The 22,472-nt window shown below is 69.4% G+C and carries 15 protein-coding genes, 7 tRNA genes and 2 pseudogenes; 15 read left to right on the top strand and 9 right to left on the bottom strand.

Translation table 11 applies throughout. The annotated features are described in order from the left end of the window. Window positions 1–32: 32 nt before the first annotated feature. From WJ438_RS21395 to WJ438_RS21365, 7 genes are all read left to right on the top strand, one after another. A complete protein-coding gene (locus tag WJ438_RS21395; RefSeq protein ID WP_406726667.1) occupies window positions 33–1,673 on the top strand; it encodes a metallophosphoesterase in 1,641 nt (546 codons plus the stop codon). Window positions 1,674–1,777: 104 nt separating this feature from the next. Then, a tRNA-Glu gene (locus WJ438_RS21390) sits at window positions 1,778–1,850 on the top strand. 35 nt (window positions 1,851–1,885) lie between these two features. Continuing rightward, window positions 1,886–1,960: transfer RNA gene (locus WJ438_RS21385), tRNA-Asp, on the top strand. A gap of 24 nt (window positions 1,961–1,984) precedes the next feature. Beyond that, window positions 1,985–2,058, top strand: a tRNA-Phe gene (locus WJ438_RS21380). Between the two features lie 101 nt (window positions 2,059–2,159). Next, window positions 2,160–6,251 (top strand): ATP-dependent RNA helicase HrpA, encoded by a 4,092-nt coding sequence (gene hrpA / locus WJ438_RS21375; RefSeq protein ID WP_406726666.1) that lies wholly within the window; start codon window positions 2,160–2,162, stop codon window positions 6,249–6,251. A 94-nt stretch (window positions 6,252–6,345) separates the two neighbouring features. Further along, window positions 6,346–6,420: transfer RNA gene (locus tag WJ438_RS21370), tRNA-Asp, on the top strand. A 353-nt stretch (window positions 6,421–6,773) separates the two neighbouring features. After that, on the top strand, window positions 6,774–6,995 hold the full coding sequence (locus WJ438_RS21365) for a DUF6274 family protein (protein WP_406726665.1): 222 nt from the start codon (window positions 6,774–6,776) through the stop codon (window positions 6,993–6,995). A 578-nt stretch (window positions 6,996–7,573) separates the two neighbouring features. Here WJ438_RS21365 and bldC read toward each other — a convergent pair. Next, complete coding sequence (gene bldC, locus WJ438_RS21360) at window positions 7,574–7,780, bottom strand: developmental transcriptional regulator BldC (protein WP_003949541.1); 207 nt, start codon at window positions 7,778–7,780, stop codon at window positions 7,574–7,576. A gap of 560 nt (window positions 7,781–8,340) precedes the next feature. Continuing rightward, complete coding sequence (locus tag WJ438_RS21355; protein ID WP_406726664.1) at window positions 8,341–9,183, bottom strand: hypothetical protein; 843 nt, start codon at window positions 9,181–9,183, stop codon at window positions 8,341–8,343. A gap of 275 nt (window positions 9,184–9,458) precedes the next feature. On the opposite strand from WJ438_RS21355, the gene WJ438_RS21350 reads away from it, so the two are divergent. Together WJ438_RS21350 and WJ438_RS21345 are read left to right on the top strand one after the other, a co-directional pair. Beyond that, window positions 9,459–10,547: a Leu/Phe/Val dehydrogenase gene (locus WJ438_RS21350; RefSeq protein ID WP_406726663.1), complete on the top strand. Its 1,089-nt coding sequence runs from the start codon at window positions 9,459–9,461 to the stop codon at window positions 10,545–10,547. Window positions 10,548–10,929: 382 nt separating this feature from the next. Further along, a complete protein-coding gene (locus WJ438_RS21345) occupies window positions 10,930–11,184 on the top strand; it encodes a DUF3073 domain-containing protein (protein ID WP_406726662.1) in 255 nt (84 codons plus the stop codon). 176 nt (window positions 11,185–11,360) lie between these two features. Here the strand turns inward: WJ438_RS21345 and purM are convergent, their stop codons facing one another. The 7 genes from purM to purS all read right to left on the bottom strand — a co-directional run bounded on the left by purM (window position 11,361) and on the right by purS (window position 19,202). After that, window positions 11,361–12,443, bottom strand: coding sequence for a phosphoribosylformylglycinamidine cyclo-ligase (gene purM / locus WJ438_RS21340; protein WP_406726661.1), 1,083 nt, complete (start codon window positions 12,441–12,443; stop codon window positions 11,361–11,363). Window positions 12,444–12,483: 40 nt separating this feature from the next. Continuing rightward, window positions 12,484–14,010, bottom strand: a complete 1,527-nt coding sequence (gene purF, locus WJ438_RS21335) for an amidophosphoribosyltransferase (protein ID WP_406726660.1) — start codon at window positions 14,008–14,010, stop codon at window positions 12,484–12,486. A gap of 62 nt (window positions 14,011–14,072) precedes the next feature. Further along, window positions 14,073–14,897: an META domain-containing protein gene (locus tag WJ438_RS21330; RefSeq protein WP_406726659.1), complete on the bottom strand. Its 825-nt coding sequence runs from the start codon at window positions 14,895–14,897 to the stop codon at window positions 14,073–14,075. Between the two features lie 56 nt (window positions 14,898–14,953). Next, complete coding sequence (locus WJ438_RS21325) at window positions 14,954–15,751, bottom strand: sterol carrier family protein (RefSeq protein ID WP_406726658.1); 798 nt, start codon at window positions 15,749–15,751, stop codon at window positions 14,954–14,956. A 150-nt stretch (window positions 15,752–15,901) separates the two neighbouring features. Next, the gene (gene purL, locus WJ438_RS21320) at window positions 15,902–18,214 is read right to left on the bottom strand and encodes a phosphoribosylformylglycinamidine synthase subunit PurL (protein ID WP_406726657.1); all 2,313 of its coding nucleotides are present in this window, start codon (window positions 18,212–18,214) and stop codon (window positions 15,902–15,904) included. Next, a complete protein-coding gene (gene purQ / locus WJ438_RS21315; RefSeq protein ID WP_406726656.1) occupies window positions 18,211–18,942 on the bottom strand; it encodes a phosphoribosylformylglycinamidine synthase subunit PurQ in 732 nt (243 codons plus the stop codon). The genes purL and purQ overlap by 4 nt, the downstream gene beginning before the upstream one ends. Then, window positions 18,939–19,202 carry a phosphoribosylformylglycinamidine synthase subunit PurS gene (gene purS / locus WJ438_RS21310; protein WP_289939855.1) on the bottom strand — a complete coding sequence of 88 codons (264 nt, stop codon included), beginning with the start codon at window positions 19,200–19,202 and terminating at the stop codon, window positions 18,939–18,941. The genes purQ and purS overlap by 4 nt, the downstream gene beginning before the upstream one ends. A 352-nt stretch (window positions 19,203–19,554) precedes the next feature. Here purS and WJ438_RS21305 point away from each other — a divergent pair, with 352 nt between their 5' ends. The 6 genes and pseudogenes from WJ438_RS21305 to WJ438_RS21280 all read left to right on the top strand — a co-directional run bounded on the left by WJ438_RS21305 (window position 19,555) and on the right by WJ438_RS21280 (window position 22,443). Further along, complete coding sequence (locus WJ438_RS21305) at window positions 19,555–19,872, top strand: Lsr2 family protein (protein WP_406726655.1); 318 nt, start codon at window positions 19,555–19,557, stop codon at window positions 19,870–19,872. Between the two features lie 180 nt (window positions 19,873–20,052). Then, window positions 20,053–20,124 (top strand) — tRNA-Gly (locus WJ438_RS21300). Window positions 20,125–20,204: 80 nt separating this feature from the next. Continuing rightward, window positions 20,205–20,277: transfer RNA gene (locus WJ438_RS21295), tRNA-Gly, on the top strand. 174 nt (window positions 20,278–20,451) lie between these two features. Next, a pseudogene (locus WJ438_RS21290) lies at window positions 20,452–21,722 on the top strand (ATP-binding cassette domain-containing protein). Then, window positions 21,719–22,347 (top strand): annotated as a pseudogene (locus WJ438_RS21285) (response regulator). The pseudogenes WJ438_RS21290 and WJ438_RS21285 overlap by 4 nt, the downstream one beginning before the upstream one ends. A gap of 23 nt (window positions 22,348–22,370) precedes the next feature. Next, window positions 22,371–22,443: transfer RNA gene (locus WJ438_RS21280), tRNA-Gly, on the top strand. Window positions 22,444–22,472 lie beyond the last annotated feature (29 nt).

Below are 22,472 nucleotides of genomic sequence, written 5' to 3'. Positions count from 1 at the left end.
TATCGAATGCTCCGTATGGGCATACGGGATCAATGGCTCGCGTCCCCTCCATAGTCAGGAACCTCCGACACCGCTCCCCAAGGGTGCCGCGCGCCCTCAGCCGCCACCGCTCCCGCCGATCCGTCCCTCCGACGACGACCACCACCACGCTCATCCCCCGCCCCCGCCCCTGGAAGCGGGTCCTGGGGCTCATCGCCGTCGTCCTGCTGGGCGCCTGGCTCGGCCTGCTGGTCGTGGGCAACGTCCGTGTCCCGGTCGGCCCCATGGACACGACCATGACCCTGCGCCCCTCCCTCACCGGCGGCACGAAGATCAACGTCTCCCCCCTGGGCGCCCTCGAACTCGACAGCCACAACGCCCCCGTCCGCCTCGACGTCAACGTCGACCAGCTCGACCCCGTCCGCGCCCAAGCCCTCGTCGACCACCCCGAACGCCTCTCCGGACTCCAGAACGAAGTCACCCAGGACATCGCCCGTGGCACCGCCGACCTCGCCGTACGCTCCGTCGTCGCCGTCGTCACCGGCGCCACCGCGCTCGGCCTCATCGTCTACCGCCGACCCCGCCGCGCCCTGGCCGCGGGCGGCCTCGCCCTCACCCTGCTGGCCGCGTCCGGCGGCACCGCGTACGCCACCTGGAACCCGGACTCCGTCCTCGAACCGAAGTTCTCCGGGCTGCTCTCCTCCGCGCCGTCCCTGGTCGGCAACGCCCGCAGCATCGTCACCGAGTTCGACGTCTACCAAAAGGAGCTGGCCCGCCTGGTCACCAACGTGACGAAGCTCTACGACGCCACCTCCACGCTCCCCACCTACCAGCCCGATCCGACCACCATCCGGGTCCTGCACGTCTCCGACATCCACCTCAACCCCGCGAGCTGGACGATCATCGCCTCGCTCGTCGAGCAGTACCAGGTGGACGTCATCGTCGACTCCGGCGACACCATGGACCACGGCACCGCCGCCGAGAACGGCTTCCTCGATCCCGTCGAGGACCTCGGCGCCCCCTACGTATGGATCCGCGGAAACCACGACTCCCTGGTCACCCAGCGCTATCTGGAAGGCCTCAAGAACGTCCACGTCCTGGACGACGGCCGGGCCAGGAACATCGCGGGCCTGCGCTTCGCCGGCATCGGTGACCCCCAGTTCACCCCGGACCGGTCCAAGAAAGCCGGAGCCGAGCAGTCACAGGAACTCGCCGGCGCCCGCCTCGCCTCCGCCCTGCGCGACCAGAAGGCGGCCGGAACCCCGGTCGACGTGGCCGTCGCCCATGAACCGTCGGCGGCCCGCGAGGTCGACGGCACGGTGCCCCTCGTCCTGGCCGGACACATCCACCGCCAGAAGACGGAGGTCATGAAGTACGGCACCCGGCTCCGCACCGAGGGCTCCACCGGCGGCAGCGGCCTGCGGGCGGTCGAGGGCAAACACCCCGATCCGATCGAGACCTCGATCCTCTACTTCGACCGCGACACGCGCCGCCTCCAGGCCTGGGACTCGATCAAGCTGGGCGGCCTGGGTCTCACTACAGCGGAGGTCAGCCGCCACCTCCCGGAGGAGAACCAGCCGGGCGCCACGCCGTCCGAGTCCTCCTTCGATTCCCCGTCCCCGTCCGGCTCCGGGTCACCTTCCGGATTCCCCTCCCAGCCGTCCTCCCTGCCGCCCGCCCGGCCCTCCTCCTGAGCCCTCTCGGCAAGCACCCCGCAAACCGTTTTGCCGATCCCTCCCGCCATCACATATGCTTCGGACGTCCCCGACGCGCTGAGAGGCGCCCAGGCGGGCCGATAGCCCTCATCGTCTAGCGGCCTAGGACGCCGCCCTTTCAAGGCGGTAGCACGGGTTCGAATCCCGTTGGGGGCACGCACCACCCTGTGCGACACTGTCGTACGAAGCTTGGTCCTGTGGAGCAGTTAGGAGTGCTCGCCACCCTGTCAAGGTGGAGGCCGCGGGTTCAAATCCCGTCAGGACCGCTGAGGTTTCACGTGAAACCTCGTGGCTGGGTAGCTCAGTTGGTACGAGCGATCGCCTGAAAAGCGATAGGTCGCCGGTTCGACCCCGGCCCCAGCCACAACAACACCCCCTCCGGGATCCCGGAGGGGGTGTTCGCGTTCACCCCACCGCCAAAACCGTTGGCCACAAAATTCTCGATAATGAGATCCTGGTTCCCGTATGTCCACGCAACCTGTCTCCGCCTCCGCGTCCTCCTCCGACGCCCCCTCCTCAGACGCCCCCTCCTTCGGAGCCCTCGCCTCCCGCCTGACCGAGCTCTCCCTGCGCGATGCGCAGCGGCTCGGGCGCAGGCTCGAAGGCGCACGCAGGATCCGCAAGCCGGAGGCCCGGGCCGCTGTGCTCGACGAGATCGCGGCGGAGGTCGCGAAGGCCGAGGAGCGGATGGCCGGGCGGCGTGCACGTGTCCCGGCGATCACGTATCCGGAGCAGTTGCCGGTCAGCCAGAAGAAGGACACGATCGCCGAGGCCATTCGCGATCACCAGGTGGTGATCGTCGCGGGCGAGACGGGTTCCGGCAAGACCACGCAGATTCCGAAGATCTGTATGGAGCTGGGCCGGGGCGTCCGCGGGATGATCGGGCACACGCAGCCCCGCCGGATCGCCGCCCGCACCGTGGCGGAGCGTGTCGCCGAGGAGCTGGACACTCCGCTCGGGGAGGCCGTCGGCTGGAAGGTGCGGTTCACCGATCAGGTGAGTCCGGACGCCACCTTCGTGAAGCTGATGACCGACGGCATCCTGCTCGCCGAGATCCAGACGGACCGTGAGCTGCGCGCCTACGACACGATCATCATCGACGAGGCCCACGAGCGGTCGCTGAACATCGACTTCCTGCTGGGTTATCTCGCTCAGCTGCTGCCGCGGCGCCCGGACCTGAAGGTCGTCATCACCTCGGCGACCATCGACCCGGAGCGGTTCTCCCGGCATTTCGGCGATGCGCCGATCATCGAGGTCAGCGGTCGTACGTACCCCGTCGAGGTGCGGTACCGGCCGCTGCTCGAGGAGGACTCGCAGGATGCCGACCGTGATCAGATCACCGCGATCACGGACGCGGTCGAGGAGTTGATGGCCGAGGGGCCGGGCGACATCCTGGTCTTCCTCTCGGGCGAGCGGGAGATCCGGGACACGGCGGACGCGCTGACGAAGAAGGCGTACCCCCGCGCCGGAGGCGCTGATTGGCACAGCACCGAGGTGCTGCCGCTCTACGCGCGGCTCTCGCACGCCGAGCAGCACCGGGTCTTCCGGCAGCACAGCGGTCGCAGGATCGTTCTCGCGACCAACGTGGCGGAGACGTCACTGACGGTTCCGGGCATCAAGTACGTCATCGACCCGGGCTTCGCCCGTATCTCCCGTTACAGCCACAGGACCAAGGTGCAGCGGCTGCCGATCGAGCCGGTGTCGCAGGCCAGCGCCAATCAGCGCAAGGGCCGCTGCGGGCGTACGTCGGACGGCATCTGCATCCGGCTGTACAGCGAGGACGACTTCGACGCCCGCCCGGAGTTCACGGACGCGGAGATCCTCCGTACGAACCTGGCGTCGGTCATCCTGCAGATGACGGCGGCGGGTTTGGGCGACATCGAGAAGTTCCCGTTCATCGATCCGCCGGACCACCGGAACATCCGTGACGGCGTGCAGCTGCTCCAGGAACTCAACGCGCTGGACCCGGCGCAGAAGGACCCCCGTAAGCGGCTGACGGAGACCGGACGGAAGCTGGCCCAGCTGCCGGTCGACCCACGGCTGGCGCGCATGGTGCTGGAGGCGGACCGCAACGGCTGTGTCCGCGAGGTGATGGTCATCGCGGCGGCGCTGTCCATCCAGGACCCGCGTGAGCGGCCGGCCGACAAGCAGACCCAGGCGGACCAGCAGCATGCCCGGTTCCGGGACGAGACCAGCGACTTCCTCGCCTACCTGAACCTGTGGCGCTATGTGCGCGAGCAGCAGAAGGAGCGCGGCTCGTCGTCCTTCCGGCGCATGTGCAAGCAGGAGTATCTGAACTTCCTGCGAATTCGTGAGTGGCAGGACATCTACACGCAGTTGCGCACGGTCGCCAAGCAGATGGGCATCCACCTCAACGAGGAGGACGCTCCCGGGGACCGTATTCATGTCTCGCTGCTCGCGGGGCTGCTCTCCCACATCGGGATGAAGGACGTGAAGGAGTCGAAGGACTCCGGTGCGGCCGGCGGCAAGGACGGGAGCGGGCGTAAGGACGGCGGCGGGCGCAACGAGTACGTGGGGGCGCGCAACGCCAAGTTCGCGATCTTCCCGGGTTCGGCGTTGTTCAAGAAGCCGCCGCAGTTCGTGATGTCGGCGGAGCTCGTCGAGACGTCCCGGCTGTGGGCCCGGGTCAACGCGAAGGTCGAGCCGGAGTGGGTCGAGCCGCTCGCCGGGCATCTCCTGAAGCGCACGTACAGCGAGCCGCACTGGGAGAAGGACCAGGCCGCGGTGATGGCGTACGAGAAGGTCACGCTGTACGGCGTCCCGATCGTCGCCCACCGCAAGGTGAACTACGGCCGGATCGACGCCGAGGTGTCGCGCGAGCTGTTCATCCGCAACGCCCTGGTCGAAGGCGACTGGCGCACGCACCACAAGTTCTTCGCGGACAACCGCAGGCTGCTCACCGAGGTCGAGGAACTGGAGCACCGGGCGCGGCGCCGGAACATCCTGGTCGACGACGAGACCCTGTTCGACTTCTACGACCAGCGGATTCCCGAACATGTCGTGTCGGGGGCCCACTTCGACTCGTGGTGGAAGCACAAGCGGCACGAGCAGCCGGACTTCCTCGACTTCGGGCGCGAGATGCTCATCCGCGAGTCGGCGGAGGCCGTCACCAAGGCCGACTATCCGGACTCCTGGCGGCAGGGTGCCCTCACGTTCCGGGTGACCTACCAGTTCGAGCCGGGTGCGGACGCGGACGGGGTGACGGTCCACATTCCGCTCCAGGTGCTGAACCAGGTCACGGACGAGGGCTTCGACTGGCAGATCCCGGGTCTGCGGGAGGAGGTCGTCACGGAGCTGATCCGTTCCCTCCCCAAGCCGATCCGCCGCAACTACGTGCCGGCGCCGAACTACGCGAAGGCGTTCCTGGAGCGGGTGTCGTCCCCGGAGGGGCGCAGTGGAGCACAGTCTCTTCAGGAGCCGCTGACCACGACGATGGCGCGTGAGCTGAAGCGCATGGTCGGGGTGCCCTTCGACGCGGACGGCTTCGACTGGTCCAAGGTCCCCGACCACTTGAAGGTCACGTTCCGGATCGTCGACGAGCGTCGCCGCAAGCTCGACGAGGGCAAGGACCTCGAAGCACTCCGGCTCCGGCTCAAGCCGAAGGCCCGCAAGGCGCTCTCGCGGGCGGCGGCCGCCACGGCCGAACGCCGGGGCGGCGAGTCCCTGGAGCGTGCGGGTCTGACCGACTGGACCGTCGGCACACTGACCCGCGTCTTCGAAACTCGGCGGGCCGGTCAGCCGGTGAAGGCGTTTCCGGCACTGGTCGACGACGGCGACACGGTCTCCGTGCGGCTCTTCGACACGGAGGCGGAGCAACAGCCGGCGATGTGGAAGGGCACGCGTCGTCTGATCCTGCGCAACGTCCCGGTGAATCCCGCGAAGTTCGCATCCGAAAAGTTGACGAACCCCCAGAAGCTCGCTCTGTCGGCGAATCCGCACGGTTCGATCCAGGCGCTGTTCGACGACTGCGCGATGGCGGCGGCGGACCGGCTGATCACCGACTTCGGTGGTCCCGTGTGGGACGAGGAGTCGTACCGCAAGCTGTACGACAAGGTGCGCGCGGAGATCGTCGACACGACCGTCCGCGCGGTGGGTCAGGTGCAGCAGGTACTTGCCGCCTGGCAGGCGTGTGAGCGCCGGCTCAAGAGCGTGCGCAGCCCCGTGCTGCTGGCGAACCTCCAGGATGTGCGCGGGCAGCTGGACGCCCTGGTGAAGCCGGGGTTCGTGACGGAGACGGGGCTGCGGCGACTACCGGACCTGATGCGGTATCTGGTGGCCGTGGACCGTCGTCTGCAGCAGATGCCGGCGAACGTCCAGCGGGACACGACCCGCATGGAGAAGGTCCAGGAGATGCGGGACGAGTACGCCTGGCTGCTGGAGCAGATGCCGCAGGGGCGGCCGGTGCCGCAGCAGGTGCTGGACATCCGCTGGATGATCGAGGAGCTCCGGGTCAGCTATTTCGCCCACGCGCTGGGCACGGCGTACCCGGTGTCGGACAAGCGGATCGTGAAGGCGATCGACGCCGCCGTTCCGTGAGGGGGGCGGCACGCAGCGTAAGTTCGACCAGCGGGCCGCGAATCCTGTACAGTCTCTTTTCGCAGCGCAAGGCAGTAATCGCGCCGCGAAGCCTGGTCCTGTGGAGCAGTTAGGAGTGCTCGCCACCCTGTCAAGGTGGAGGCCGCGGGTTCAAATCCCGTCAGGACCGCATTCACGAAGAGGCCCGCACCGCACGGTGCGGGCCTCTTCGTCATACCCACAACCGGATCAGGACAGAGCCGGCGCCGTGATCCGCCCTCGCGGCGAGGCCCTTCTCACCGGGTTCCGCCGTCGCCCCTTCCCGCGCACCTCCTCCCGGCGTCGCCGTTCGCCGCCCAAAGGCCCTCACCGGCTACGTGAGGGCCTTTCAGGTGATCCCGCGCGTTCGAGGGCTCCGTGCCCCCCACTGAGCGCCCCTGAGGCTCCTCGGCGGCGCTTCCCGCCTCTTGACGGGGCGGGATTCCCTGGGTACTCCGGACAGCAGGGCAGGCCGCTCTCCGTGCGGCCCTCTGGAGGTGGCACATGGCCGCATCGGCCAGGCACGAAACGCGGGCATTACTCCGCGCGCACCTGTCGGCCGCCTCGTCGTTCGGGGGGCATCTCACCCACCACTGTCCTGTCTGCCGCCGCCTGTTGCGGCTGGTGATGGACTTCGCTCCCCACCCCGCCACACACACGGAGCCCGCCGAACGCGCGGAGCGGCCACCGGAGCCCGTCGAGGGCGAGGGTGCCACGACCGCCTAGCCCACCGCCCGGCCCACAGTCCGACCCGCTGGTCCAGCGACCCAGTTGCCTTGCCCCGCCGCCGAGTTGCCTCACCTCGCCCCAACGCCCGCCCCTTCTAGCGCATATGCCGGTGACCCAACAACCCAACCGATATGTGACGGGTGTCACCGCATGAGTTTCGGGATGTGCGGTACTTACTCCCGCCCTGCGCCAAGTCAATTTAATATGTGCAATTGCACTCCCCTCAAGGGACCGCACAAGCCTTCGCACAGATGGCCCCACAGTCGCCCCCGGAGTTGGACAAGCTCGCGCACGAAGCGCCCGCCGGCCCATCCGGTCGGCCCTCCCGGGGCCGCAACCAGCACCGATCACCGAGCGCTCACAACGACCCGTCGGCGGCCCACCGCACAAAAAAATCGCGCTGGACTCGGCGGAGTCCAGCGCGATCGACGACGCACCCTGTGCAGCTGCCTGGAAAGTTCTGTCCGGCGTGGGCGAGAGGCCTGTTGGGGCAGTCCCCGCGTCGTGTGGAGCTGTGGTTCCGGACGTCTCGACCAGTTGGGGGGCCAGCCTGTTTGTCCGGGTTATTCGGTTGTTCAGGCCTCGCTGCGCTGCTGCGGAATGCCCGCGAGCAGGGCGCGGACCTCAGCTTCGCGGTAGCGGCGGTGCCCGCCGAGCGTGCGGATCGACGTGAGCTTGCCTGCCTTCGCCCAACGCGTGACCGTCTTCGGGTCGACGCGGAACATGGTGGCGACCTCAGCCGGGGTCAGCAGCGGCTCGGCATCAGGGGTGCGAGCGGTCATGAGCGGCCTCCTCGGGAGAACCGAACCTTCTCGGTTCTTTCCTCTAAATTCTGCACCTTGACCCGCGCTGCCCGAAATGGTGGACGCGGGTCGAGTCGGTTATAGGACGAACGGCTTGTCCTCGGCACTACAACTACACCATCCGTCCAGCCGCGTCGGCCAAACCGATGGAATTGCCCTCCCAGGTGTTCATCAGCCGCGGAAGCCGATGGACCATGCCATAGCGGACAGTCACTCGCTTGTGACGATCAGTCACAAGCGAGGTCAGGAGTCACTCGACCCCCCGAAGCGTGCAATGCTGAGATTCCGCCCATAGTCGAGCACAGCAGGACGGAAGAGTCCTCCCGGACTCCTTGTCCTATTTTGGCACGAGGGGGGGCAAGGGGCGCAAGGGCTGCGTACGTGCGGTCCGTCACCCTTGAGCCGCTTGAGACATACGCCCGGATCGGCCCCTACGTCCGTTGTCGGGTCCGGGTTGACGAAACCTCAGGGCGACGACAAAACCCCAAGAAGGGCGTTTGGTCAAACGCCTGTTCGCCACCCCGGCCGTGCGGCGGGCGTCAGTTGGCCGACCGCAGGTCCCGTACGGAACGCCACCGCTCCACCAGTCGCCCGTAGGCCTCCCCCGCGGCCACTCCGTCGCCGCGCCGCAGGGCGGCGATCCCCTCGGCCACGTCGGCCGCCGAGTGGTCGCCCTCCAGGACGCCGGCCGGCAGGGCGTGCACCAGGCCGCCGTAGTCCAGCTCGACCAGTGAGCGCGGATGGAACTCCTCCAGCCAGCGCCCGACATCCACCAGGCCGTCGATCAGCGGCCCTCCGTCCATGGTGTCCTTCAGGGCCCGCAGCCCGCGTGCCACCCGCCGCCGCGCCTCGACCATGGGTGTCCGGTAGCGCAGCACGGGGGCTTCGTCGGCGGAACCCTTGTCGTACTCGCGTTCCTCGTCCGAGACCAGCACGAACCAGTTGATCGGCACCTGCCAGGTCGCCGTGCGGATCCACGGCCGGGCGTCGGGGTGAGCGGCCAGCCAGCGCTCGTAGTCCTCGGCGGCCTGGCGCCGTACGAACGGGGGCAGGAGCGCGTCCAGGACCGGCAGGGGAAATTCCTCGGCGAGTTCGCCCAGGGCCTGCCAGCCGCGCAGCCGGGTGCGCCAGGGGCAGACGCAGACCACGCCGCCGACCTCCAGCACGAACGCGTCGTCACTCTCCCGCACCGGAACCGGGACCGGTGGGGTGGGCACGACGTCGGCCAGTGCCCGGCGGAGTTCGTCCTGGTAGGAGGGGCGGTCGGTGCGGCGGGCGTAACGGGCCCAGTGACCGCGCTCCGGCTCCGGGAAGGCGACCAGCGGTTCGTACACGCGCAGGTAGGTCGCGTAGGGGACGATCACCGAGGAGACCTTGGGCACGCCTGCTCCCTCCCCCGCGCACCGGCGCGAAAACCTGCGGGCCCGCTCACACGCGCGCGGGCAGCGCGGACGCACGGGCAATCCAGGCAAATGGTCGCACGGCGGCACTCCAGGAGTGGCCACGAGGACGTGATCCTGGTCACGGTACCGCTCGCGGGCGCGGCAGGGCCTAATCTCGTGCTCACAGCCTCCGCAGGCTCTCCCCTCGCCACAAGCGCGGGGGGAGTTCTCGGGATCTGTGTCCACCCGCCGCTACTTACTCAGGAGTCACCACCGTGACCGACGTATCTGACGGCGTCCTGCACACCCTGTTCCGTTCGGACCAGGGCGGTCACGAGCAAGTCGTGCTCTGCCAGGACCGTGCAAGTGGCCTCAAGGCCGTCATCGCCCTTCACTCCACCGCGCTGGGCCCCGCCCTCGGTGGTACGCGCTTCTACCCGTACGCGACCGAGGAGCAGGCCGTCGCCGACGCGCTGAACCTCGCCCGCGGGATGTCGTACAAGAACGCCATGGCCGGTCTCGAGCACGGCGGCGGCAAGGCAGTGATCATCGGGGACCCCGAGACGGACAAGACCGAGGAGCTGCTGCTCGCCTACGGCCGGTTCGTCGCCTCGCTGGGCGGCCGGTACGTCACCGCCTGCGACGTCGGCACCTACGTCGCGGACATGGACGTCGTGGCCCGTGAGTGCCGCTGGACCACGGGCCGCTCCCCGGAGAACGGCGGCGCGGGCGACTCCTCGGTGCTCACCTCCTTCGGCGTCTACCAGGGCATGCGGGCCGCCGCCCAGCACCTGTGGGGCGACCCCTCGCTGCGCGACCGCAAGGTCGGCGTCGCGGGCGTCGGCAAGGTCGGCCACCACCTGGTGGAGCACCTGCTCAGGGAGGGCGCGGAGGTCCTGATCACCGACGTGCGCGAGGACGCCGTGCGGCGGGTCCTGGACCGGCATGCGCAGGGCGTCATGGCCGTCGCAGACACCGAGGCGCTGATCCGGACCGAGGGGCTGGACGTGTACGCCCCCTGTGCGCTGGGCGGTGCACTGAACGACGACAGCGTGCCGGTCCTGACCGCCAAGGTGGTCTGCGGCGCCGCCAACAACCAGCTCGCCCATCCGGGTGTGGAGAAGGACCTCGCCGACCGCGGGATCCTCTACACGCCGGACTACGTGGTGAACGCCGGCGGTGTCATCCAGGTCGCCGACGAGCTGCACGGCTTCGACTTCGACCGGTGCAGGGCGAAGGCGGCGAAGATCTTCGACACCACGCTCGCCATATTCGCACGTGCGAAGTCCGACGGGATTCCGCCGGCTGCGGCGGCCGACCGGATCGCCGAGCAGCGGATGGCGGAGGCACGCGCGGCGCGCTGAAAAGGATTACGGGAACCACTAGAACTAAGGGAACCCAGATGCGGGGCGGGCCCACCGGCCCGCCCCGCATCTGTCCCGTACCCGTCCGGACGTGGTTCGTACGTTTGGCCGGTACCCGCGGCGGGGCACTTCGAGAGAACTCTCACTTCTCTCGGCGGGTCGGCCCCCGACAAGTGCTTGAAATCGCGGTTGACCTGCGAGAACAGGGTGCCGTGAGGGGCACGGAAGGGGGCACGTCATGCGGGCGACGTACCGTATGGGCGCGGGCTCAGGTACCGTGGGAGCCCTACGGACCGGCCTCTCCACGGAGAGTCCGTTCCGGACTATGAACGCGTGTCAAGACTCTGGGGCCGTCGAGCCCCGTCGTTGAGGGGGTCGAGCCATGGGGCGCGGCCGGGCCAAGGCCAAGCAGACTAAGGTCGCCCGCCAGCTGAAGTACAACAGCGGTGGGACGGATCTCGCACGTCTGGCCGAGGAGCTGGGTGCATCGCCTTCGAACACATCACCGAATGTCAACGGTGACCCAGTCGAGGACGATGAGCAGGACGACGACCTGTACGCACGGTACGCCGACCTCTATGAGGACGACGACGAGGACGAGGACGGCCAGTCCCCTCCCCAACGTCGTGGCGCTTGACCTTGCACTGATTCATCAGCCCGGTCGGTGACTCCGGTCACCGACCGGTTTCTGTGCTGTCCGCACGGCCCGGGTTCCGGGCACGGCCCGGTGACGCCGGGTCCACTGCGCCCGTTCCCTCGGTCCGCGCGGGGAATCACCGTGCCCGGCCTGCTGCTCGGCGTGCCCGGTCCGCATCAGCTCGCGTAGTCACCCACCAGTGCCGCTCCCGTCGCGTGCTCGCCGCGGTCGGTGATCTCACCGGCCACCCAGGCGTCCACCCCACGGTCGGCCAGTGTCGTCAGCGCCGCGTCCGTGGACTCCTCCGGCACGATCGCGATCATGCCGACGCCCATGTTGAGGGTGCGCTCCAGCTCCAGGCGCTCGACCGAACCGGTCCGGCCGACGAGGTCGAAGACCGGGGCCGGGCTCCAGGTGGAGCGGTCCACGACCGCGTGCAGCCCGTCGGGGACGACGCGGGCCAGGTTGGCCGCGAGGCCGCCGCCGGTGACGTGGCTGAAGGCGTGCACCTCGGTGGTGCGGATCAGGGCCAGGCAGTCCAGCGAGTAGATCCGGGTGGGCTCCAGGAGCTCCTCCCCGAGGGTGCGGCCCAGCTCGTCGATCCGGCTCTCCAGGGCGAGCCCGGCCTGGTTCAGCAGGACGTGCCGGACCAGCGAGTACCCGTTCGAATGGAGCCCGGAGGCGGCCATGGCGACGACCCGGTCACCCTTGCGAATGCGGTCCGGGCCGAGCTGCCGGTCGGCCTCCACGACGCCCGTACCGGCGCCGGCGACGTCGAAGTCGTCCTCGCCCAGCAGGCCGGGGTGTTCGGCCGTCTCACCGCCGACCAGGGCACAGCCGGCCAGTACACAGCCTTCGGCGATGCCCTTGACGATGGCGGCGACCCGCTCGGGGTGGACCTTGCCGACGCAGATGTAGTCGGTCATGAACAGCGGTTCGGCGCCGCACACCACGATGTCGTCCATCACCATGGCGACCAGGTCGTGCCCGATGGTGTCATAGACGTCCATGCGGCGGGCGATGTCGACCTTGGTGCCGACGCCGTCCGTGGCGGAGGCGAGCAGGGGACGCTCGTACCTCTTCAGGGCGGAGGCGTCGAAGAGGCCGGCGAAACCGCCGAGGCCGCCGAGGACCTCGGGGCGCCGCGCCTTCTTCACCCACTCCTTCATCAGCTCGACCGCTCGGTCACCCGCGTCGATGTCGACGCCCGCGGTCCTGTACGACGCCGCCGCGTGGCCGGCGCCGGTGTTCTCAGACATGACTGGGAGAGCCTTCGTCTCGTTACGGCAGGGCAGGGGCTTACGGGCGGCGGATCGCGTCGAGCGCGGCCGGCGCGGCCGCACCGGCCGCCAGCTCCGTCTCCAGGAGCCGCTTGCCGAGGAGCTCCGGGTCGGGCAGCTCCATCGGGTACTCGCCGTCGAAGCAGGCGCGGCACAGGTTCGGCTTGGCGATGGTCGTCGCCTCGATCATGCCGTCGAGGGAGATGTACGCCAGGGAGTCGGCGCCGAGCGAGGTGCCGATCTCCTCGATGGACATGCCGTTGGCGATCAGCTCGGCGCGGGTCGCGAAGTCGATGCCGAAGAAGCACGGCCACTTCACGGGCGGCGAGGAGATCCGGATGTGGATCTCGGCGGCACCCGCCTCGCGGAGCATGCGGACCAGGGCGCGCTGGGTGTTGCCGCGCACGATCGAGTCGTCGACGACGACCAGGCGCTTGCCCTTGATGACGTCCTTGAGCGGGTTCAGCTTCAGGCGGATGCCGAGCTGCCGGATGGTCTGCGAGGGCTGGATGAACGTACGTCCGACGTACGCGTTCTTGACCAGGCCGTTGCCGAAGGGGATGCCGGAGGCCTCCGCGTAGCCGATGGCGGCCGGGGTGCCGGACTCCGGGGTCGCTATCACCAGGTCGGCCTCGGCGGGCGCCTCCGCGGCGAGGCGGCGGCCCATCTCGACGCGTGAGAGGTAGACGTTCCGGCCGGCGATGTCGGTGTCCGGGCGGGCCAGGTACACGTACTCGAAGACACAGCCCTTGGGCTTCGCTTCCGCGAACCGGGAAGAGCGCAGTCCGTTCTCGTCGATGGCGACGAACTCGCCGGGCTCGATCTCGCGGACGTAGCTGGCGCCGCAGATGTCGAGGGCGGCGGACTCGGAGGCGACGACCCAGCCGCGCTCGAGGCGGCCGAGGACCAGCGGGCGGATGCCCTGCGGGTCACGGGCGGCGTACAGCGTGTCCTCGTCCATGAAGACGAGGCTGAACGCGCCCTTGACCTTGGGAAGGACCACGTGAGCGGCCTGCTCCACGGTCACCGGTTCACCGTCGGCGGCGCGCTGGCCGGCCAGCAGGGCGGTTATCAGGTCGGTGTCGTTGCTGGCCGCCACCTTCGGGGCGCGGCCGTTCTCCTTGGGCAGTTCGGCGACCAGCTCGGCGAGCTCGGCCGTGTTGACCAGGTTGCCGTTGTGGCCGAGCGCGATCGATCCCCGCGCGGTGGCACGGAACGTCGGCTGGGCGTTCTCCCACACGGAGGCGCCGGTGGTCGAGTAGCGGGCGTGACCGACCGCGATATGACCCTGGAGCGAACCGAGCGAGGTCTCGTCGAAGACCTGGGAAACCAGGCCCATGTCCTTGAAGACGAGGATCTGGGAGCCGTTGCTGACCGCGATACCCGCGGACTCCTGGCCCCGATGCTGGAGGGCGTAGAGCCCGAAGTACGTGAGCTTGGCGACCTCTTCGCCCGGAGCCCAGACACCGAAGACGCCGCAGGCGTCCTGGGGGCCCTTCTCTCCGGGGAGCAGGTCGTGGTTGAGTCGTCCGTCACCACGTGGCACGCAACCGAGTGTAGGCGAGGTCGAGCGCTGGTCCGAATTGGGGACGGGGCCTCAGTCGTGGATCACGCGGTGGCGAAGGCGTTGACAGTCGTTCCGTTTTCGCTGGTCAGCGTCATGTTCCGGTGATCGACCCGATAGCTGAGCGTGGCGTCGAAGAGCCGCAGCAGCCGCTTCTCGGTATTCATGAGTGAGTCTTCGCACACCATTCGGGTCGTGGTGGGCGTGCCGACGGTGATATGGCCGTCGCGGACGGTGGCGTCGGCGTTCACCTTGTTGCAGCCGAGGCTTCCGGAGACGGTGCCCTCCTTCTCGTCGAAGGTGAGGTGGGCACGGCCCGCGGAGTCGGGGGAGACGATCTTCCACTTCGTGCCGTACAGCGGGGTGTCCTCGCCACCCTCGCTGAAACGGACGGTGTTGCCGTCCCCGGAGGTGAGGGTGAGTCGGCCGTCCTTCACCTCGGCCCGGGGGCTGTCGTCGGTGAACGCGTTCAGGAGCGCATGATCGAATTCCCTGCCCGGTCCGTCGCAGGCGACGGCGGTGCTCTCGAGGAGGTCGAGCCGGACACGGTCGCCGTCCAGGGCGCTGTCGCCCCGGAAGCTGTTGCAGCCGTAGCTGCCCTCGACCCCGCCGTCCTCGGTCAGGATCATGTACGCGTCGGAGGTGGCGCGGTGGGTGGTGCCGTCCACGGTGACGCTGTCGACGTTCCAGCGGATGCCGGTGAGGGACTGCTCCGCCGTGCCGGCCGTGGCACTGCCCGCGCTCGCCCGCCCAGCGTCCGCACCTGCCTGCTCACTGCCACAGGCCGCCACGAAGGGAACGAAGAGGGCGGCGGTGGCCACCGTGAGAACAGTGCGCCGCTTGCGCCGGTTGTGCCTGTGTGTGTACATGCCACTTCGACGGGGGCGGGGGACTTCCGGTTCCCCTCACGTCGGCCACCCTCGCCTCACGTCATCAGCGGCAGGTACGGCCCGAGATCCGCCCGTTCCCCGCGCGCGCCGACCTCGGCGCCGGCCACCGCGTCCTGCCACGCCGTGCGCCCGGTGGCCAGCCGGATCCAGGTCAGCGGGTCGGTCTCGACGACGTTGGGCGGGGTGCCGCGGGTGTGTCTGGGCCCCGCCACGCACTGCACGACCGCGTACGGCGGGATCCGCACCTCCGTCGAGCCGCCGGGCGCCTTCGCTGCCAGCGTGTCGGCCAGAAGCCGGGTGCAGGCGGCGAGGGCCTGGCGGTCGTGGGGGACGTCGAGGCCGGGCACGGCGGCGTTGAGGTCGTCGGTGTGGACGACGAGTTCGACGGTCCGGGTGACCAGGTAGTCGGTGAGGTTCATGGCACCGAGGCGCAGGGCGAGCACGCGGGTGTGCGGGGCGGCGTCGAGGTCCCGGGTCAGGTCCTCTTCGGTGCGGGTGAACAAGGCGTCGAGGTCCGGGGTCGCCTCGGCGAGCGCCCGGGAGCCCTCGGCGACGGCACCGGCGTGGGCGGCGGTCGCGGAGGGGTAGTCCAGTAGCGCGAGTCCGGGCTTCGCCGGTTCGTCCCGCTCCAGGGCCCGGCTGACGCTCCCGACGGTCACGGCGAGATGCGCGAGCAGGTCCCGTACGGTCCAGTCGCCGAGGCGCGTGGGCAGGGCGAGGCGCCGCTCGTCCAGGGTGTGTACCGCCCGCCGTACGTTCCCGAACTGGGCCAGCACCGCGGCGCGGATCTTGACGGAGTCGTAGGAGCGGGTGCGCTTCTTGGCCGGGGGCATGGGAGCAGCCTAGGAGGTGCGCCGCGAGGCCACCGCGGGCACCTCGACGTTCGCATCCGCCCGCCCCTTCGGCCCCCGCACGAAGCCCCCCGCCCGGCGGACCGGGCGGGGGGCTTCGTGCGGGAAGGCGGAACTGCGTAAGGCGGTGGATCAGGCCAGCAGGGCCGGGATCGTCCTCTCGTGCACCTCGCGCAGGTCGGCGAGGGGGAGGGTGAACTCGCCCTGGAGGTCCACCGTGTCCCCGTCGACGACTCCGATGCGGGTCGCCGGGAGGCCGCGCACGCCGCACATGTCGGTGAAGCGGAGCTCCTCCGAACGCGGCACGGCGACGATCGCGCGGCCGGCCGACTCGGAGAACAGGAAGGTGAACGCGTCGAGTCCGTCCGGTACGACCAGACGCGCGCCCTTGTCGCCGAGCAGCGCCGATTCCACCACGGCCTGGATCAGACCGCCGTCGGACAGGTCGTGCGCGGAGTCGATCATGCCGTCGCGGGAGGCGGAGACCAGGATCTCGCCGAGGAGGCGCTCCCGGTCGAGGTCGACCTTCGGGGGCAGGCCTCCGAGGTGGTCGTGGATCACCTGGGACCAGGCCGAGCCGCCGAACTCCTCACGGGTGTCGCCGAGGAGGTAGAGCAGCTGCCCCTCCTCCTGGAAGGCGGCCGGCGTGCGCCGCGCCACGTCGTCGATGACGCCGAGGACCGCGACCACCGGGGTCGGGTGGATGGCGGCCTCGCCGGTCTGGTTGTAGAGCGAGACGTTGCCGCCGGTCACCGGGGTGCCGAGCTGCAGGCAGCCGTCGGCCAGGCCGCGCACGGCCTCCGCGAACTGCCACATGACCGCGGGGTCCTCCGGCGAGCCGAAGTTCAGGCAGTCGGAGACGGCGAGCGGCTTGGCGCCGGTCGTCGCCACGTTGCGGTAGGCCTCCGCCAGGGCCAGCTGCGCGCCCGTGTACGGGTCGAGCTTGGCGTACCGGCCGTTGCCGTCGGTGGCGATGGCGACGCCGAGGCCGGTCTCCTCGTCGACGCGGATCATGCCGGAGTCCTCGGGCATGGCCAGCACGGTGTTGCCCTGGACGAAGTGGTCGTACTGCCGGGTGATCCACTGCTTGGAGGCCTGGTTGGGCGAGCCCACCAGCTTCAGGACCTGGTCCTTCAGCTCGTCGGACGTCTGCGGCCTGGGCAGCTTGTTCGCGTCGTCGGCCTGGAGCGCGTCCTGCCAGTCGGGACGGGCGTAGGGGCGCTCGTAGACCGGGCCGTCGTGCGCGACGGTGCGCGGATCGACGTCGACGATCTTGCCGCCGTGCCAGAAGATCTCCAGACGGTCGCCGTCGGTCACCTCACCGATGACGGTGGCGATGACGTCCCACTTCTCGCAGATCTCGAGGAAGCGGTCGACCTTCTCCGGCTCGACCACGGCGCACATGCGCTCCTGCGACTCGCTCATGAGGATCTCCTCGGGCGAGAGCGTGGAGTCGCGCAGCGGTACGTCGTCGAGGGTGACGCGCATGCCGCCGGAGCCGTTGGAGGCCAGCTCGCTGGTCGCGCAGGACAGACCCGCGGCTCCCAGGTCCTGGATGCCGACGACCAGCTTCTCGCGGAACGCCTCCAGGGTGCACTCGATGAGGAGCTTCTCCTGGAAGGGGTCGCCGACCTGGACGGCCGGGCGCTTCGACGGCTTGGCGTCGTCGAAGGTCTCGGAGGCCAGGATCGACGCACCGCCGATGCCGTCGCCGCCGGTCCTGGCGCCGTAGAGGATGACCTTGTTGCCCGGCCCCGAGGCCTTGGCGAGGTGGATGTCCTCGTGCCGCATGACGCCGATGGCACCGGCGTTGACCAGCGGATTGCCCTGGTAGCAGGCGTCGAAGACGACCTCGCCGCCGATGTTGGGCAGGCCGAGGCAGTTGCCGTAGCCGCCGATGCCGGCGACGACGCCGGGCAGGACGCGCTTGGTGTCGGGGTGGTCGGCCGCGCCGAAGCGCAGCGGGTCCACGACGGCGACCGGGCGGGCGCCCATCGCGATGATGTCGCGGACGATGCCGCCGACGCCGGTCGCGGCGCCCTGATAGGGCTCGACGTACGACGGGTGGTTGTGCGACTCGACCTTGAAGGTGACCGCGTAGCCCTGGCCGACGTCGACGACGCCGGCGTTCTCGCCGATGCCGACGAGCATCGCGTCGGACTCGGGGGCCTTCTCGCCGAACTGGCGGAGGTGGACCTTGGAGGACTTGTACGAGCAGTGCTCGGACCACATCACCGAGTACATGGCGAGCTCGGCGCCGGTCGGGCGGCGGCCGAGGATCTCCACCACCCGCTCGTACTCGTCCTTCTTGAGGCCGAGTTCGGCCCAGGGCAGCTCGACGTCGGGAGTCCCGGCCGCGTGCTCGACCGTGTCCAGAACCCTGGGGACGGCCCGAAGGGGCTCGGTTGAGGGTGGCGGTGAGAGACGGGAGGGCGTCCTGCTCATGCGGTGACCAGCTTCTTGAGGATCGAGGTGAAGAACGGGAGACCGTCGGTGCGACCGGTGCCGATCAGCGACTCGACGGCGTGCTCGGGGTGCGGCATCAGACCGACGACGTTGCCCGCCGCGTTGGTGATGCCGGCGATGTCGTTGAGCGAGCCGTTGGGGTTGCCGTAGCCGTCGGGGGTGAGGCGGCCGTCGGGGGCTGTGTCTCCGGTGGCTCCGGTGACATAGCGGAAGGCGACGCGGCCCTCGGCCTCCAACTCGTCCAGCGTGCGCCGGTCGGCGACGTAGCGGCCGTCCATGTTCTTCAGCGGGATGCTGATCTCCTGGCCGACGGTGTAGTCGCTGGTCCAGGCGGTCTCGGCGTTCTCCACCCGCAGCTTCTGGTCACGGCAGATGAAGTGCAGGTGGTCGTTGCCCAGCATGCCGCCGGGGAGCAGGTGCGCCTCGGTGAGGATCTGGAAGCCGTTGCAGATGCCGAGGACCGGTAGTCCCGCCTTCGCCTGCTCGATGACGGTGTCCATCACCGGTGAGAAACGGGCGATGGCCCCGGCGCGCAAGTAGTCGCCGTAGGAGAATCCACCGCACAGCACCACGGCGTCGACCTGCTTGAGGTCCTTGTCCTTGTGCCACAGGGCGACCGGCTCGGCACCCGCGAGCCGGATCGCGCGCCGGCTGTCACGGTCGTCGAGACTGCCCGGAAAAGTGACGACGCCAATACGAGCGGTCACTTCACCGCCTCCGCGACTTCCTCGACCCTGACGGTGAAGTCCTCGATCACGGTGTTGGCGAGGAAGGATTCCGCAAGATCATGGATGCGGGCGAGCACGGCCTCGTCGACCGGCCCGTCAACTTCCAGTTCGAATCGCTTTCCCTGACGGACGTCCGAGATCCCTTCGAAACCCAGCCGCGGCAGTGCGCGCTGCACCGCCTGGCCCTGGGGATCAAGGATCTCCGGCTTGAGCATGACGTCGACTACGACGCGTGCCACTGGCACTCCCGGTGTGTGGTGCTGAGCAGGTTCCTTCAGACTACCCGCACAAAATTTCTACGCGAGTAGAGTTGGAGGAATCTACGTGACGCCGATCACGGTTCGGCGTCGCGGGGAGACGTCCTGGAAAAGATCCGGGAAAGATCCGCGATCTGCCACGTATCGCTATTGCGCACCGGACACGCGGGCAGATTTAGTCGGACTTCACAATGCATTGCCGGGCACTGTACAAATGAATTGTCATTAGCAGACGGTTTGCCCGATTACAGGCGGACGCCGACATCTCCGCGACACCTCGGGACGTCCTCACCGACGTCAACACGGAGGCGTCGCACGAAGGGACCGATTATTCGTGGCGCAGAAGGTCGTGGTCACTCTCTTTGACGACATCGACGGCTCGGAAGCGGCGGAAACGATCGCCTTCGGACTCGACGGCAAGTCGTACGAGATCGACCTGAACGAAGCCAACGCCGACAGCCTGCGGAAGGCGCTCGCGCCCTACGTGGAGGCCGGCCGCAAGCGTTCCCGCTCGGGCCGGGCGTACCGGCAGACGGAGGTCGCCCCCCATCCGGCGGCCGTGCGCGCCTGGGCGCTGTCGAACCAGATGGACGTCCCCGCGCGCGGGCGGATCCCCAAGCGGATCTACGAGGCGTTCGCCGCGGCGCGGTGAGGCGGGCACGACGGGGTGGCCCGGGCGTGCGGTGCAGCCGGGTGCGCGGGGGGACGCAGCCGTCACCGGCCCGGCCGCCCGGCCCCCGGGGCAGCCGACTTGCACAACACCCCCGTTGATCAGCTAGAGTCTGGAGCACGCCGCGAGGCCAGGCCGAAAGGCCCAGCTCACGGAGTACATGCGGGTGTAGTTCAGTAGTAGAACATCCCTCTTCCAGGGGGAAGGCGCAGTGTGCAATTCCTGTCACCCGCTCTGCGTAGCCGTACCGATCGGCGCATTCGATCAGGTAGGCTGGTGCTCGCACCGACCGGTGAAAGCCGGTCGGGGGCAATGCGGACGTAGCTCAGCTGGTAGAGCGCAACCTTGCCAAGGTTGAGGTCGCGAGTTCGAACCTCGTCGTCCGCTCGGGAATCAGACCCCGGTCCATCGGACCGGGGTCTTTTCATGTGCCCTGGAGGCTGCTCGTGCCCCCGGCCCCCTCGTGCCCACGAGACAACCCGGCGCTGTTCTGACATCTGTCACGCCCGGTGATGACAACCCGCACTGCTGCTCGGCCCATTGATCCTGAATGATCGAAGCATGCGAGGAAATGAACACGAACACGTGATTGAGGTCACTGACCTGCGCCGTGTGTACGGGGGCGGGTTCGAGGCCGTACGTGGGATCGGCTTCTCCGTACGGCGCGGGGAGGTCTTCGCACTGCTGGGCACCAACGGCGCGGGCAAGACCTCCACCGTCGAACTGCTGGAGGGCCTCGCGGTGCCGACCGGCGGACAGGTCAGGATCTTCGGCCACGACCCGTACACCGACCGCGCCGTGGTGCGGCCCCGCACCGGCGTGATGCTCCAGGAAGGCGGCTTCCCCGACCTGACCGCCATGGAGACCACGCGGATGTGGGTCGGCACCGTCAGCGGGGCCCGCCCGCCGCAGGAGGTGCTGCCGCTGGTCGGACTGGCCGGGAAGGGCGACGTACGGGTCAAGCAGTTGTCCGGGGGTGAGCGGCGCCGCCTCGACCTGGCCCTCGCGCTGCTCGGCGACCCCGAGGTGCTGTTCCTCGACGAGCCGACGACCGGTCTGGACGCCGAAGGACGCCGCGACACCTGGCGGTTGGTGCGGGGCCCTGCGCGACAACGGCACGACCGTGCTGCCGACCACCCACGAACTCGACGAGGCCCGCGAGACCCGTACCCGGCTCGCCGTCGCGGAGGAGCGGCTGCGGTTCGGACGGGATCTGCCCGACGTCATGGGCCGCAACCTCGCTGATCGCGTTGAAGAGCGAGCCGGCCGTCCAACTGGCGCAGCGGAAGCGGCCGGAGGCGGTGGCGCAGATGGTGGCGGTGCAGCGGCTGGCGCACGAGGCCCAGCGGGAGGTGCGCGAGGTCGTACGCGGCTACCGCGAGGCCGACCTGAGCAGCGAGCCCGCGGGCGCGAAGGGCGTCCTGGACGCGGCCGGTATCGACTGCACGGTCACCGGCCCGACGACCGGGCTCCCCGCGCAGGTGCAGTCCGCGCTGGGCTGGGTCGTACGGGAGGCGGCGACCAATGTGCTACGGCACGGGGACGCCCGGCGGTGTGCCGTGGGGGACACGGGTGCGGAAGGGGCGGACGGTGCTGACAGTGGGGAACGACGGGGTGCCGGAGGACGGCGGCTCGGGCCGGGGGTCCGGGCTCGTCGGACTGCGTGAGCGGCTGGCGGAGATCGGGGGGCCCTGCGGGCGGGCCCGACCGGGGACGGGCGGTTCCTGCTCACGGCCGAGGTCCCGTTGCCGTCGCCTTCCGGACCGTCCCCGTCGGGGGAGTCCGCCGCGTCGCTCACACCCGGAACGAACGTGAGCGAGGTCGTGTCATGACGGCACCCCGGCCCGTGCGCCCGCTCCGGCTGCTGCTCGCCGACGACGAGCATCTGATCCGGGGAGCGCTCGCCGCCCTGCTGTCGCTGGAGGACGACCTCCTGATCGTCGCCGAGGCGGCTTCCGGTCCGGAGGCGCTGGCGATGGCGCGGGCGCACGCCCCCGATGTTGCCGTACTGGACCTGCAGATGCCCGGCGCGGACGGTGTGAAGGTCGCCACATCGCTGCGGGCCGAACTCCCCGGCTGCCGCGTGCTGATCGTGACCAGTCACGGGCGGCCCGGACATCTGAAGCGGGCCCTCGCGGCGGGGTGTGCGGCTTTGTGCCCAAGGCCGTCAGCGCACAGCACCTCGCGGAGATCATCCGCACCGTGCACGCGGGAAACCGTTACGTGGATCCCGAGTTGGCGGCCGACGCGATCGCCGCCGGTGACTCGCCACTGACCGTGCGCGAGGCCGAGGTGCTGGAACTCGCGGCCGACGGGGCACCCGTGACGGAGATCGCGGAGCGTGCCGCGCTGTCCCAGGGGACCGTGCGGAACTACCTGTCGTCCGCCGCCTCGAAACTCGGTGCGGAGAACCGTCATGCCGCGGTACGACTCGCCCGCGAGCGAGGTTGGGTATAATGGGCTTCGTGCCACGGCGCACTGCGGACGTAGCTCAGCTGGTAGAGCGCAACCTTGCCAAGGTTGAGGTCGCGAGTTCGAACCTCGTCGTCCGCTCGGTCATCGGAGAATGCCCCGGTCCATCG

It is taken from the genome of Streptomyces sp. GD-15H (assembly GCF_045291515.1).
Lineage (GTDB): Bacteria > Actinomycetota > Actinomycetes > Streptomycetales > Streptomycetaceae > Streptomyces.
The sequence above is the reverse complement of the archived record's forward strand: the minus strand, read 5'-3'. Positions and strand labels throughout refer to the sequence as shown.